Origin of the sequence: Rhodopila sp., assembly GCF_965277825.1 — a bacterium.
Classification (GTDB): Bacteria; Pseudomonadota; Alphaproteobacteria; order Acetobacterales; family Acetobacteraceae; genus Rhodopila.
Window position 1 is genome coordinate 540,928 of sequence record NZ_OZ255846.1, and the last position, 14,073, is coordinate 555,000.

Genomic DNA, 14,073 nt, shown 5'->3' on the forward strand with positions numbered 1-14,073 from the left:
GACCATTTGCGGCATGCATGGTCATGCTGAAAGTGGTCTGGCATGAGGGCATTCGCCGGCATCGTCCTGCTCGGGCTTCTGGCGGCGCACCCGGTTCTGGCCGCCGGACCCGGCTCCGAAATCCCGCTCACCCTCGAGCAGATCATGGCGCAACTGCGCACCGTTCACCATGTCGATGCCCGCTATGTCGAGCATCGCTACCTGCATGTGCTGAACAAGCCCATAGAGACACGCGGCTCTTTGCGGTTCAGTGCGCCGGCACATCTGGAAAAGGTCACCGATGCGACCGCCGATGCCGCCGCGGAGCGGCTGACGATCGACCGGGACAGGCTGACGATCGACCGTGGCACCGGTGCCTCGCCGATCGTCCTGTCGCTGCGCGAGCATCCCGAAATCGGCGTCCTGGTGGAAAGCATCCGAGCCACGCTGTCCGGCGACGGCGACGCGCTGCGGCGGATCTTCGACGTCACCGCTTCGGGCACCATCGGCCACTGGCAACTCGTGCTACAGCCGCGCGATCCGGCACAGCAGGCGGTGCTGCAATGGATGCGGGTCAGCGGCTATGCGGAACGCATCACCGCGATCGACACCGCGAACGGTGAAGGCGACCGGACCGACATGGCGATCGTCGAGCAGACACCTTGAGGACGTTGCGAGCAAATGCCCGGATAGTTCGCCGAATCTCGATCGTGATCTGGATTGTCTTGATCGCTGCGTCGGCTTTGCTTGTCTCCCGCCTGCACGTCGATACCGACATGACCGCGTTCCTGCCCAGGGCGGCCTCGCCCGCGCAACGGGTGCTGGTCGATCAGTTTCGCGATGGCGTCGTCTCCCGCCTGGTCCTGGTTGCGATCGAAGGCGTCAGCGCCGACCGTTCAGCGGCAATCAGCAAGCGACTGGCGGAACGGCTGCGCGGCAACGGCGATTTCGTCGCGGTCGAGAACGGCGAGGACCGCGGCTTCGAGCGTGATCGCGCGTTCCTATGGTCCAATCGGTATCTGTTGAGCGACCGCATCGACGCCGATCGCTTCACCAGCGCCGGCTTGCGCGCTGCTCTGCAGCGCGACCTGACCGAGCTTGCATCCTCGGCTGGTGTGCTGGTCGAGCGCATGCTGCCCGCCGACCCGACTGGCGAGATGCTGCACATGATCGAGCAGCAGGCCGGTGGCGGCGATGGCCCGGCTCGGCATGACGGCGTCTGGCTCTCTCCCGATGGCAACCGCGCGCTTATGCTGGTCAGGCTGCGTGCGGCCGGGTCGGATATCGACGGCGCGCAACGCGCGCTCGCGGCGATCCGTTCGGCGTTCGCGGCCGCGACGAATGATCCGCCCGACACCGCGGCCCGCTTGGTGCTGACCGGACCCCCGGTGTTCGCGGTGCAGGCGCGGGACCGGATCAAGTCGGATGCGACACGGCTCTCCGTCGCGGCCGGACTGCTGGTGGCGACGGCGCTGCTGTTGGTCTACCGGTCGCTGCGTGTCCTGTTGCTGGCGTTCGTCCCGGTCGTCAGTGGTGCCCTGGTCGGCATCGCCGCGGTCGGCGTGGTGTTCCGCGGCGTGCACGGCATCACGCTGGGCTTTGGCGCGACACTGATCGGCGAGGCGGTCGATTACGCCGTCTACCTGTTCACCCAGACCGCGCCCGACAGTCCGGTCGAGGCAACGATGGCAACGATCTGGCCGACGCTTCGGCTGGGCGTGCTGACCTCGATCTGCGGCTTCTCCGCCATGTTGTTGTCGAGCTTCGAGGGCTTTGCCCAGCTCGGGCTGTTTACCATCACTGGCCTCGCGGTGGCGGTTTGCGTGACGCGGTGGGTGCTGCCGGTGCTGATTCCGGCGCGGTTCAAGGGCGTTCGGCAGTCTCGGACGATGATGCGGATCGCCACTTTGGCGATGCGCGGGCGCCGGCTTCGGATCGGCGTTCTTGCGCTGGTTGGCGTGGCCGCGGTCTCGCTTGCGGTGGACCGGGGCCGGTTCTGGGCGGACGATCTCGCCAGCCTAAGTCCGGTCTCACCGGCCGAGCAACGCTTGGACCAGTCATTGCGGCACGACATGCGGGCGCCGGACGCCGGCTTTCTGATCGTGATCCGACGCCCGGACCAGGAAGCCGCGCTGCAGGCGGCCCAGCACGTCGAGGCTGCGCTCGCGCCGCTGGTCGGCCGGGGTGCGCTGGCCGGGTTCGATAGCCCAACTCGTTACTTGCCCAGCCTGACGGCCCAGCGCGCTCGACAAGCCGCTTTGCCCGACGCGTCGGAGCTGCGCGGCGCCATGGATGCCGCGCTGCAGGGTCTGCCGTTCCAGCCAGGGTTATTCGCGCCCTTCCTCTCCGCGATGGACAAAGCGCGTTCCGCGCCGTCGATCCGGCGCAGCGACCTCGATGGCACGTCACTGTCGCTGAAGCTCGATCAGTTGCTGACGCGGCAGCGGGACGGCTGGGTCGCGATGCTGTCGTTGCGCGGTGTCGCCGTACCCGAGCTTGTAGCCCGATCGATCGCGGCTGAGCCGGGTGCGGCGCTGGTCGACCTGCACGCCGAATCGGATCGCCTGTTGGCGGTTTATCTGCGCGAAGGGGTCAGCCTGGCTTGCCTGGGAGCGGGGGCGATCGGCGTGTTGCTGGCAGTCAGTCTGCGATCGTTGCCGCGGTTGGCGGCGGTGACGGCACCGCTGGTCGCCGCGGTGCTGGTGACCCTCGCGGTTCTGAGGTTGGGCGGTCACGCGCTGTCGATCTTCAACCTGTTCGGTGTCCTGCTGGTGGTGGCGATCGGGTCGAACTATTGCCTTTTCTTCGACCGCCAGCGGGGTGATCCGGCCGGAATGCCGCGGGTACTCGCGTCACTGCTGCTAGCCAACGCCTGCACCGTCGCCGGCTTCGGGGTTCTGGCGCTGTCGCGGACACCGGTGCTGCACGATCTCGGATTGCCGGTGGCAATCGGCACGTTCCTGACCCTAATGTTCGCGACGATCATCATGTCACCCATGCAGCTCCCTTCGCCATCCGATGCCGCCGCGCACTGAGGTCGTCTTTTACACCGATGGCGATCGTGACAGGCTGCTGGTCATGGTGCCAGGCACCGGCATCCGCGGGACCGACTTCCAAGCCAAGGGCCTGATCGCCGCGGTTGACCAGCAAAACTGGCCGATGGCGATTGCCACTGTCGATCCGGGGCTGGACGCCTACCTGGATGGTTCAGTTGCCGCTCGCTTGCTTGATGGCATCAATCAGGCGAGGCACGCCGCCGGAGCCTCGCGGGTTTGGCTGGGTGGCATCAGTCTGGGCTGCCAGGGAATCCTGCGCTGCGTCCGTGCCCGTCCCGGCTTGGCCGACGGGCTGATGCTGCTGACGCCTTATCTGGCGAGCACCGGGCTGATCGCCGAGGTCGTGCGGGCAGGTGGCCTGCGCCGCTGGGCTGCGACGAACCCGGCGCAACAGCCCGATCGGGCGCTACTGATGTGGCTGGCAACGACGCCGCCCAGCGAGTTGCCACCGATCCTGTTAGGACATGCGCTGCAGGACCGGTTCGCCACAACGACTGCCGTCATGGCCGAAATGCTGCCCGACGGCCGGGTGGTCAGCGTGGCCGGGGCGCACGATTGGCAAAGTTGGCAGCTTCTTTGGCGGCTGATGCTACAGCGCAACCCGTTCGCAACGCCGGCGGCATACGTGCGCTGATGCGACGCTGCTGCCCGATCCTTTTCGCGTTATTGGTCTGCATCCTGGCAGGAGGCCCGACAGGGTGTGCCACATTGCCGCTGCCCTCACCCGAACCGCCGCACGACGAGGCCGCCTACACCGCAGTGGATCCATTCTATCTCGAGTTCTGTGCACTTTCGGAAATCCAGAAGAAGCCAGGCTACGGAGCCGACATCAGAGGCGGCGTCGGCGGTCATTCGACAATCTACCTGAACGGCGTCTGCCTGGCGGGAGGCGGTTATCCGGAAATCGCCGTTTGCCCGTCCGATCCGGCAGCCCATGGCGTGGGCTTGAGCGCGAACGGGCATTTCTCCAACGCCAACTGGGTCGCGATCCCGGGACGCGATTTCTTCTATCACGGCACCCTGCGGCCGGGCCAGGCGCTGACCCGTCAGGTCTACGACGCGACCAAGGCACACGCCAAACGACTCGGCATCTACGATGCCATCCGCTTCCATGACCGCGTGTTCGAGGACATGCCGACCGGCTACACGCGCGACGCCTTCAAATATGAGGTGTCGATCGGCACCGACTACGCGATCGGCTATGCGCGGGACCGCTATTGCGCGCGAGTACCGGTTTCGGCGGCGCAGATGGCGCGCATTCTCGATTACCTGAACGGTCTCAATCGGCCATATCGCGAGGGCAGGGCGAAGTATGAATGGAGCGTGCTGAACGACAACTGCATCCATGTCGCCCATAACGCCTTGTCCGCGATCGGCTTCTGGCCGCCATGGCCGACCAGACGATTGTTTCTGATTGCCGCGTTTGACTTCCCGGTGCCAAAGAACGAATTCGTAAATATCATGCGTCGCGCCAATGACATGCCCCTCGATCATCTGCTCACCGTCTGGGACGATGGGCCAACCCGGCGCGCGGTGCTGGCCGGCGAGGGACTGCCGACACGGCCGGGCGCAATCGCGACGTTCGCGCCTGTCACACGCGACAACGAGGTCTACGACACCGACCTGCAATTGATCTTCTATGATGACCCGGTCTTCGGGCCCTACGAAGGTTGGTACCGCCGGATCGCCGTGCAGCCGCGCTACACCGACCTTGCCGCCGACCTGCGCCATTTCCGGGCCCTTTACGGGCGAATCGAGGCCGATCGGCGACCTCTGAGCTGGTGGCTTTCACACCATCCGCGGCTGCGGTCGGCCCCGGATTTCCCGGCATTCTACGCCCGCTACTATGCAACGATCGAAACGTCGGCGGCCTCGATCGGGGCGGCGGGACCATCTCTTGTCACGGCGGGACACTAAGGCCGTGCGACCGCTTGCGATGACCGCCATGTGTATCGCCAGCAGCCTGGGGACCGGGTTGCCGGCGACCCTGGCGGCGCTGCGGAGTGGATCCAGCGGGTTGCTTCCCTGCCGGTTTGAAACCGTCGATCTGCCGACCTATCTCGGTGAGGTGCCGGGACTGGACGATTGGCGCCTCGATCCGGCGTTTGCCCGCTACGATTGCCGCAACAACCGCCTGGCTCGTCTGGCCCTCGCGCAGGACGGATTCGAGCCGGCGATCCACGCGGCGAAAGCACGTTACGGCGCTTCCCGGATCGGCGTTTTCCTGGGCACCAGCACATCGGGGATGCTGCAGACCGAGCAAGCCTGGCGCCGGCGCGACGCTGATGGGCGACTGCCGGATGACTTTGACTACGCTGGGACACAGAGCATTTTCTCCATCGCCGACTTCGTCACCGCGACGCTCGAAGTGAGCGGGCCCGCCCTGGTCGTGTCCTCGGCCTGCGCGTCCACCACCAAGGTGTTCGCAACGGCGGCGCGGATGATCGAGACCGGGATGTGCGACGCGGCGATCGTCGGGGGCGCCGACAGTCTCTGCCTGACCACGCTGTATGGCTTCAACGCCTTGCAGTTGCTGGCCACCGGTCCTTGCCGACCGTTCGACGCGGAGCGCGACGGGCTGTCGATCGGCGAGGCCGCCGGATTCGCATTGCTGGAGCGGGCGGACCAGAGGTCCCGAGCAGCCCTTCCGGCGGGAGTGCTAGTGCTGGGTGTAGGCGAAAGCAGCGACGCGCACCACATGTCGGCGCCACGGGCGGACGGGGCGGGCGCGAAGTTGTCGATGTCTCGCGCGCTGCTCGCCGCCGGCCTCGGACCGGCGCGGATCGATGCGATCAACCTGCATGGCACCGCGACCCGGATCGGCGACGCGGCCGAGGATCAGGCCGTGGTGTCGCTGTTCGGCGAGGCCACGCCGTGCAGTTCCACGAAAGGCCACACCGGGCACACACTTGGCGCATCCGGCATTGTCGAGGCGGTCATCGCCGCGCTGTCGATCAGCGAGAATTTCATCCCAGGCAGCCCGCACACCATGGCGCGTGATCCGGATTTGCGCTGCTGCTACGTCACCGCGCCGCGGCCGGCTCGGATCGACCGCGTGCTGTCGAATTCGTTCGGCTTCGGCGGCAGCAACGCCAGCCTGATCCTAGGGCGCACGGAATGAGCACGGGCGTGCTTCGGGTGGCGGTGGAAGCGGTTGCACTGTGCGGTCCCAGCCTGCCGGATTGGGTTTCGAGCCAGCAGGTGCTGAGCGGAATGGAGCCGTATTGCGCGGCGCCGATCGTTCTGCAAGCGCCGGCACAGCTTTCGGCAGCGGAACGGCGGCGAGCGGTACCCTCGGTCAAGCTGGCCTTGGTGGTCGGGGCGGCTGCGGTCGCGCAGTCCGGACGCGATGCCGGCCAGCTTGCCGCTGTGTTCGCCTCCTCCGGTGCCGACGGGGAAACCATAGCGGCCATTCTGGCGGCGCTGGCGACCACCCAGCGCGAGGTGTCGCCGACGCGGTTTCATAATTCGGTGCACAACGCCCCATCGGGCTATTGGGGCATCGCGGTTCAGTCCCGCGAGCCGGTCAGCAGCATCAGTTGCCACGACGCGAGCTTCGCGGCCGGCCTGCTTGAAGCCGCGGTGCAGGTGGTGGCGGCGGAGCGGGCGATCCTGCTGATTGGCTACGACCTGCCCTATCCGGAGCCGTTGAATCAGATGCGACACATCGCCACCGGTTTCGGAGTCGCGCTGGTCATGCGGCCGGCACCGCTGGATGCATCGTCGCATGTCGCGCTGGCGGAGCTGCGTCTCTCGATGTCCAGTGCTGGAGTTGCGAGCGGCTGCGCGGATTGTGGCCTCGAGCGGTTGCGTCGCGGCAACCCGACGGCTCGGTCGTTGCCGTTGCTGGTCATGCTGGCCAAGCAGTCGGGCGGCACCGTCCGGCTTGACCTGAGCCGCGGCGGCCTCGATGTCGAGGTGGTGCCATGCTGATCGACAAGGCGGGTATCGCCCGACTGATCCCCCATTCTGGAGCCATGTGCCTGCTCGATGGCGTGCTGTCCTGGGCAGCGACGCAGATCACCTGCGTCAGCACGACCCATTCATGGTTGGGGAATCCAATGCGTCGCGGCGGCCGCATCGGAATCCTGTGCGGAGTGGAGTACGCCGCTCAGGCGATGGCGCTGCATGCGGCCCTTGCTGGGGGCGCCGACGCAAAGCCGCGCCGCGGCTACCTGGCCAGCCTGCGATCGGTCTGCTGTCTGGCGGATCGACTCGACGCCATCCCGGGCAGGCTTGAAGTCGAGGCCGAACAGTTGCTGGGCGACGGCGACCGGGTGATCTACGGCTTCGCGGTTCGGTACGAAGGCGGCATTTTGTTGAGTGGGCAGGCGGCGGTTGCGCTTGAACAGAGGATGATTTGAAACGCGCACTGGTGACCGGCGGCAGCGGCTCGCTGGGACGGGCGATCGCGCTCCGCCTGGCTGTCGCGGGACATCATGTCATCATTCATGCGCATCGGGGATCGACATCGGCCGGCGCTGGCGGACGAACTGATTCAGCTTGGCGAGTCTGCGGAGGCCGTCCAGTTCAATAGCGTCGCAACCGAAGCGGCAGTGACGCGATTCTTGGCGGAGGTTCCGATCCAGGTCCTGGTAAACAATGCCGACCTGTACCACGAGGCGGTAATGTCCGGCATTGCGCGACAGCTAATGGTTGCGCGTGCTGGACGTTCCGCTGAACGGGTTCTTCAACGTGACCCAGCCGCTACTGCTGCCGATGATCCGCACTGCGATGGGGTCGAATTGTTCGCTATCCCCGGTATCGGCAATCGCGGGCAACCGGGGTCAGGTCAGTCACGCGACCAAAGCCGGGCTGCATGGTGCCACGCGATCGCTGGAACTGGCGGCCCGCGGCATCACCGTGAATGCCGTCGCCCCCGGCATCATCGCATCGCCGATGACCGAGCGGACGTTTCCGCGCGACGCGATCGAGCGGCTTGTGCCTATGAAGCGTGCCGGCCAACCGGAAGAGGTGGCCGAGCTGGTCGCATCCTTGGTGTCCGATTGTGCAGGATATATCCTGGGGCAGGTGACCTCGATCAACGGCGGCGTGATCAGATCCGGGCCCGCGCGTTGGCCCGGAGGATCGACGTCAAACTGCGGCCATCGGCTGGACGGTTCTTGGCACCGTTTTCGCGACCCCAGCAGGCCGACAGTGAAGCGTTTTCGCGTAGTAGAGGGCTTTGAACACGGCCAGCCTTCGATGCACCGGCGACGCTCCGAAGACGTCTCCGGACAACATCGATAGCATGGCTTCCCGCATGCGCAGGATGTTGCGCGGGTTCATGAACAGGTCTCGCAATGCCGGTTGGTTCATGCGGTAGATGAACCAAGCAAACCGGTCGATCCCGCGCCGCACTTCGGCGTCAAACCGAGTTAGGGCTGTCGCTGCGTGGTGCGGGGAGCTGATGACCGTAGCAACGGTGTCGGCCGCTCGGAAGGCGCTGTTCATCGCGAGATAGACCCCGGTCGAAAACACCGGGTCAATGAATGCGTAAGCGTCGCCGACCAGCAAATAGTTGCGCCCGACCATGCTGCGCGCCTGGTATGAGTAGTTCCCGGTGGCGGTCACCGGGCCTGTCATCACGGCTCCCGAAAGGCGTTCGGCGAGCGCCGGAGCAGTGGCGATGGTGTCGCGGAAGAAGCTGGTGACGTCGGTTTTGCGCGACTTCAGGTAGTCCGGTGGACAGACGGCGCCGACACTGGTCGTGCCATCGGCGAGCGGTATAAACCAGATCCAACCATGCTCGAACCAGAAGATGCTGATGTTGCCTTCGGCGCGACCCTGCTGTCGGCGGGCACCAGTGAAATGCCCATAGATTGCCGCACTGGCATGGCGCTGGTTGCGGTCCTTGAGGCCGAGCTTATTGGCAACCAGGGTGTCGCGGCCTGAAGCGTCGACCAAAAACCGCGCGCGCCAACGGCGTTGTTCGCCGGTGGCGGATTGCGCGGTTACCTGGACACCGGCGCCGGCAAGGTCGAGTTCGGTCGCGCGCCAGCCCTCGATCACCGTCGCGCCTTTGGCGACTGCGTTGTTCAGCAGTATGTGGTCGAGCTGCGAGCGCCGGACTTGGAAGGAATAAGGCAAGGCCTTGTTCCAGGCGTCGGCGAATTCGAAGGTGACACTGCGGCCATGGGTCGGGGACACAAAATCTACCCCCCATTTCGGCATGCCGATGCGTTCGATTTCGGCCGCAATGCCGAGGCGCTGGAACAGCGGCAGGTTAAGTGGAAGTAGGCTTTCACCGATATGAAACCGCGGATGATGGTCTTTTTCCAGCAGGGTGACCTCGAAGCCGCGTTCGGCGAGCAGGGCCGCTGCCGTTGATCCGGCCGGCCCGCCGCCGACCACCAAGACTCCACGATCGCCGCTCGTTTGGGGCGGCGACTCACCGGTGTTTGGGTACGATGGCTGGCCGGGCACGCTGCCTCCTCCTGTGCTGACTGCTGAATATTAGCAGGTGTGCCGGCCGTTGCGCTGGAGATTTTCGTGAGCCCAGGCTTGATGCTGACTTTCGCGGAGGCCGCGCGCACGTTCGCTAGCTCGGGGATCAGCGCAACCACATTCCGGTGATTCGGTTGACAATCTGGTGCCAAGCACGCGCTAAAGCGGTAGTTACGACCCCAGTCGGATCGTTGGCGACGGTCCAGCCGGGGTCGGATTTCGTCGGATCCGCAGTCCTTCAGATTTAACAATCGGGAAGTTTGACGCCATGGCGAGCACGGACATCACAGCCGGGAAACCCCAAGACCTTGAGGCGCGGGTTGCGCGGCTGCGTGGCCAAGTTGACACGTTGGCGGTGGATCGGGTCACGCCCGCCGTCAACAAGTTCACCGCGGATGTGGGACGGTTCTTTGCCGACACCAGCTCGGTGTTGCAGAGTAAGGTGGGAAGCCTGGGGCGGCATATTGAGCAAAGGCCGCTAACTTCGATGCTGATCGCGGTAGTCCTTGGCGTGGTGATCGGCCGCGCACGACGCTAAGGGTGCGGTGCGGCGATTTTGGTTTAGTGGACCTGCGAACCCAGGTTCGACCTGGGTAAGTTGCGTAAGGCGTAAGAGTTTAAGGTCGTGAGGTAAGTATCTGGTTGCGGGGACAGGATTTGAACCTGTGACCTTCAGGTTATGAGCCTGACGAGCTACCGGGCTGCTCCACCCCGCGGTAAAGCGTGTGTCTTGGCGATGTTGGCGTGCCGGACGGCGCGAGGCTCTTTTGACTGTGGCTGCCGACCGGGTTCTGCGGTATGTTTTCTCAGATGATTGCCGTTGAGCCAATTGACGTGGAGCTGATTGACGTGGGTTGAGCGGTCTGTTCAAGCCAGGATCGTGCGCGCCTGGACGGTGGCCCGAGAGGGGGGCCGGCCCTTGGATCAACGGCCCTGGATTTGATCTAGAGGCCCGGTCCATGGGCTGGACTGGAAGACCTGGCGGCGACCTACTCTCCCGTGCCTTGAGACACAGTACCATGGGCGCTGGGGACTTTCACGGCCGAGTTCGGGATGGGATCGGGTGTAGGCTCCCCGCCATAGCCACCAGGTCGTCCAGTCCAGCCCTGTTCAGTGGTCGGTCATCAGTCGTCCGTTATCGGGCCGGCGGGACGGATCGGTTCTGGGTGTGTGCCATGTGCGCTGTGCTCGCCGGCGCCGCCGATCGCCACCGGGACACCACCGGGGTTCGACCGCCGGCGGCTGTTCAAGCGAGCGTTCGACTGCGGATGTCTGAGGATGATTTCCATGCATGGTGTGTCGCGTCCGATCATCGGCGATCTGTTCTGACCGCTGACGACTGACCACTGATATCGAGCCTTCGGGCGATTAGGACCAGTTAGCTGAGGACGTTGCCGCCCGTATACATCTGGCCTATCGACGTGATGGTCTATCACGGCCCTCTCGGGGTTGCCCCCTGGGAGACCTGGTTTTGAGGTAAGTTTCCCGCTTAGATGCTTTCAGCGGTTATCTTGTCCAGACATAGCTACCCGGCGGTGCCACTGGCGTGACAACCGGTGCACCAGAGGTCTGTTCATCCCGGTCCTCTCGTACTAGGGACAAATCCTCTCAAGTCTCCTTCACCCACGGCAGATAGGGACCGAACTGTCTCACGACGTTCTAAACCCAGCTCACGTACCACTTTAATCGGCGAACAGCCGAACCCTTGGGACCTGCTCCAGCCCCAGGATGTGATGAGCCGACATCGAGGTGCCAAACCTCCCCGTCGATGTGGACTCTTGGGGGAGATCAGCCTGTTATCCCTAGAGTACCTTTTATCCGTTGAGCGATGGCCCTTCCACGCGGGACCACCGGATCACTATGGCCGACTTTCGTCTCTGCTCGAGCTGTCACTCTCGCAGTCAGGCGGGCTTGTGCCATTGCACTCAGCAGCCGATGTCCGACCGGCCTGAGCCCACCATCGCGCGCCTCCGTTACTTTTTAGGAGGCGACCGCCCCAGTCAAACTGCCCACCATGCAGGGTCCCGGACCGGGCTGACCGGTCGCGGTTAGACATCAGCAGAGCTCAGGGTGGTATTTCAAGGTTGGCTCCACCTGAGCTAGCGCCCAAGCTTCAAAGCCTCCCACCTATCCTACACAGCGCTCTTCTGAGGCCACTGCAAAGCTGCAGTAAAGGTTCATAGGGTCTTTCCGTCTGACCGCGGGTACCCCGCATCTTCACGGGGAATTCAATTTCGCTGAGCCGATGCTGGAGACAGTGGGGAAGTCGTTACGCCATTCGTGCAGGTCGGAACTTACCCGACAAGGAATTTCGCTACCTTAGGACCGTTATAGTTACGGCCGCCGTTTACCGGGGCTTCAATTCAATGCTTGCACATCTCCTCTTAACCTTCCGGCACCGGGCAGGCGTCAGACCCTATACGTCGTCTCTCGACTTCGCAGAGCCCTGTGTTTTTACTAAACAGTCGCTACCCCCTGCTTTGTGCCACCCACCCCTGGTTGCCCAAGGACGGGTCTCGCTTATCCCGAAGTTACGCGAGCAATTTGCCTAGTTCCTTCAGCATCGTTCTCTCAAGCGCCTGGGTATGCTCTACCAGTCCACCTGTGTCGGTTTCGGGTACGGTCTATACGCTGGGGCTATTTCCCGGAACAACTTCGCCGCAGGTCCAATCCGATAAGGACCCACAACTACCGTCATTCGTCACCACCAGCAGGCCGGGGAGTATTAACCCCGTTCCCATCGACTACGGCTTTCGCCCTCGCCTTAGGGGCCGGCTCACCCTGCGCGGATTAACCTTGCGCAGGAACCCTTGGACTTTCGGCGACAGAGTTTCTCACTCTGTTTGTCGCTACTCATGTCAGCATTCGCACTTCCGATACCTCCATCCCCCCTCACGGGTAGAACTTCGCAGGCTTACGGAACGCTCCGCTACCGAACAGTGGTCAGTTGTCAGTCGTCAGTTTTCAGACAGGCTGTCGCGCAATCCATGCAGCATGCGCGCGATCTGCGAGAGTTTGTCTTGCCACGCCAGCGCAGTGGCGCGGGGGACGTACTCCAGATCGGCGGCATAGTCGCACCACAACCTCGCTTCGTCCGCCGATCCCATCGCCATCGAGAGATAGCGGCGGAACTCGGCATTCGAACCCGGCTGGCGGCCGCCACCCTCGACCATGAGGGCACATACCGCCTTCGCGGATCGCCGCAACTGATCGGCGATCCCGCCATACTGCTCCACCCGAGGCCACTCCAGGCTGGCTCGGTGCAGCACCAACGATAATCGGTAGGCACGCTGAAACACCTTCAGATCGCGCACATTCCCCGCCATCGCGGCATTCCTGTCTGCAAACTGACGACTGACAACTGACCACTGTTCCCACAGCTTCGGTACGTGGCTTGAGCCCCGTTACATCTTCGGCGCGGGATTTCTTGACTAGACCAGTGAGCTATTACGCTTTCTTTAAAGGATGGCTGCTTCTAAGCCAACCTCCTGGTTGTTTTGGAATTCCCACATCCTTTCCCACTTAGCCACGATTTGGGGACCTTAGCTGGTGGTCTGGGCTGTTTCCCTCTCGACGACGGACCTTAGCACCCGCCGTCTGTCTGCCACGCTAGACGTCTCGGTATTCGGAGTTTGGTTAGGTTTGGTAAGACTTTGGGTCCCCCTAGCCCATCCAGTGCTCTACCCCCGAGGGTCAACACATGACGCTCTACCTCAATAGATTTCGCGGAGAACCAGCTATTTCCGAGTTTGATTGGCCTTTCACCCCTAGCCACAGCTCATCCCCGACTTTTTCAACAGGCGTGGGTTCGGCCCTCCAGTGCGTGTTACCGCACCTTCAGCCTGGCCATGGCTAGATCACTCGGTTTCGGGTCTTCCGCCCGCGACTGAACGCCCTGTTCAGACTCGCTTTCGCTGCGCCTTCGCCTACCGGCTTAAGCTCGCCGCGAACGGAAACTCGCTGACCCATTATACAAAAGGTACGCCGTCACGGCACCCAACGCTCGCGCGCCGGACCGCTCCGACTGCTTGTAGGCATCCGGTTTCAGGTCTCTTTCACTCCCCTTTCGGGGTGCTTTTCACCTTTCCCTCACGGTACTTGTTCGCTATCGGTCACCAGGGAGTATTTAGGCTTGGAGGGTGGTCCCCCCATGTTCAGACAGGATTTCACGTGTCCCGCCCTACTCAAGGATCGACTGGTCTTTACGCATACGGGGCTATCACCCGCTTTGGCCGGACTTTCCAGACCGTTCTGCTTATCCCCAGTCGACCACTGGCCTGTTCCGCGTTCGCTCGCCACTACTAGCGGAATCTCTGTTGATGTCTGTTCCTCCGGGTACTGAGATGTTTCAGTTCCCCGGGTTCGCCTCGTTGCACTATGAATTCATGCAACGATACCCTTGCGGGTGGGTTGCCCCATTCGGATATCCACGGATCAACGCCTGCTCGCGGCTCCCCGTGGCTTTTCGCAGCGTGCCACGTCCTTCATCGCCTCCTGGTGCCAAGGCATCCACCGAATGCCCTTGTCATACTCGATATCGCGGACCCAGCACCGAAGCGCCAGGTCACACCATGCACAGAAACCATCCCCA

9 protein-coding genes, 1 tRNA gene, 2 rRNA genes and 1 pseudogene are annotated in these 14,073 nt (G+C 63.6%); 9 read left to right on the plus strand and 4 right to left on the minus strand.

Annotated elements, in window-relative coordinates; translation table 11 throughout:
• The first annotated feature begins 42 nt into the window (after positions 1–42).
• From ACQY4T_RS03085 to ACQY4T_RS03120, 8 genes and pseudogenes are all read left to right on the plus strand, one after another.
• Complete coding sequence (locus tag ACQY4T_RS03085) at positions 43–645, plus strand: LolA-related protein (protein ID WP_428537516.1); 603 nt, start codon at positions 43–45, stop codon at positions 643–645.
• A 44-nt stretch (positions 646–689) separates the two neighbouring features.
• Positions 690–3,014 carry an MMPL family transporter gene (locus ACQY4T_RS03090; protein WP_428537519.1) on the plus strand — a complete coding sequence of 775 codons (2,325 nt, stop codon included), beginning with the start codon at positions 690–692 and terminating at the stop codon, positions 3,012–3,014.
• 43 nt (positions 3,015–3,057) lie between these two features.
• Complete coding sequence (locus ACQY4T_RS03095; protein ID WP_428537522.1) at positions 3,058–3,669, plus strand: alpha/beta fold hydrolase; 612 nt, start codon at positions 3,058–3,060, stop codon at positions 3,667–3,669.
• A gap of 74 nt (positions 3,670–3,743) precedes the next feature.
• Positions 3,744–4,952: a hypothetical protein gene (locus ACQY4T_RS03100; protein ID WP_428537525.1), complete on the plus strand. Its 1,209-nt coding sequence runs from the start codon at positions 3,744–3,746 to the stop codon at positions 4,950–4,952.
• 19 nt (positions 4,953–4,971) lie between these two features.
• The gene (locus ACQY4T_RS03105; RefSeq protein ID WP_428537527.1) at positions 4,972–6,156 is read left to right on the plus strand and encodes a beta-ketoacyl-[acyl-carrier-protein] synthase family protein; all 1,185 of its coding nucleotides are present in this window, start codon (positions 4,972–4,974) and stop codon (positions 6,154–6,156) included.
• Positions 6,153–6,968 (plus strand): beta-ketoacyl synthase chain length factor, encoded by an 816-nt coding sequence (locus ACQY4T_RS03110; protein WP_428537530.1) that lies wholly within the window; start codon positions 6,153–6,155, stop codon positions 6,966–6,968. Before ACQY4T_RS03105 ends, ACQY4T_RS03110 begins: the two co-directional genes overlap by 4 nt.
• Positions 6,962–7,399, plus strand: a complete 438-nt coding sequence (locus ACQY4T_RS03115) for a phosphotransferase (protein ID WP_428537533.1) — start codon at positions 6,962–6,964, stop codon at positions 7,397–7,399. The genes ACQY4T_RS03110 and ACQY4T_RS03115 overlap by 7 nt, the downstream gene beginning before the upstream one ends.
• Positions 7,400–7,730: 331 nt before the next feature.
• A pseudogene (locus tag ACQY4T_RS03120) lies at positions 7,731–8,030 on the plus strand (SDR family oxidoreductase); the annotation flags it as partial.
• A 99-nt stretch (positions 8,031–8,129) separates the two neighbouring features.
• Here ACQY4T_RS03120 and ACQY4T_RS03125 read toward each other — a convergent pair.
• On the minus strand, positions 8,130–9,461 hold the full coding sequence (locus ACQY4T_RS03125) for an NAD(P)/FAD-dependent oxidoreductase (protein ID WP_428537536.1): 1,332 nt from the start codon (positions 9,459–9,461) through the stop codon (positions 8,130–8,132).
• Positions 9,462–9,750: 289 nt separating this feature from the next.
• On the opposite strand from ACQY4T_RS03125, the gene ACQY4T_RS03130 reads away from it, so the two are divergent.
• Positions 9,751–10,020, plus strand: coding sequence for a hypothetical protein (locus tag ACQY4T_RS03130; protein WP_428537539.1), 270 nt, complete (start codon positions 9,751–9,753; stop codon positions 10,018–10,020).
• A gap of 101 nt (positions 10,021–10,121) precedes the next feature.
• Here the strand turns inward: ACQY4T_RS03130 and ACQY4T_RS03135 are convergent.
• The 3 genes from ACQY4T_RS03135 to ACQY4T_RS03145 all read right to left on the minus strand — a co-directional run bounded on the left by ACQY4T_RS03135 (position 10,122) and on the right by ACQY4T_RS03145 (position 14,019).
• Positions 10,122–10,198, minus strand: a tRNA-Met gene (locus ACQY4T_RS03135).
• A gap of 260 nt (positions 10,199–10,458) precedes the next feature.
• Positions 10,459–10,573: ribosomal RNA gene (gene rrf, locus ACQY4T_RS03140) — 5S ribosomal RNA — on the minus strand.
• A 257-nt stretch (positions 10,574–10,830) separates the two neighbouring features.
• A 23S ribosomal RNA gene (locus tag ACQY4T_RS03145) occupies positions 10,831–14,019 on the minus strand.
• Positions 14,020–14,073 lie beyond the last annotated feature (54 nt).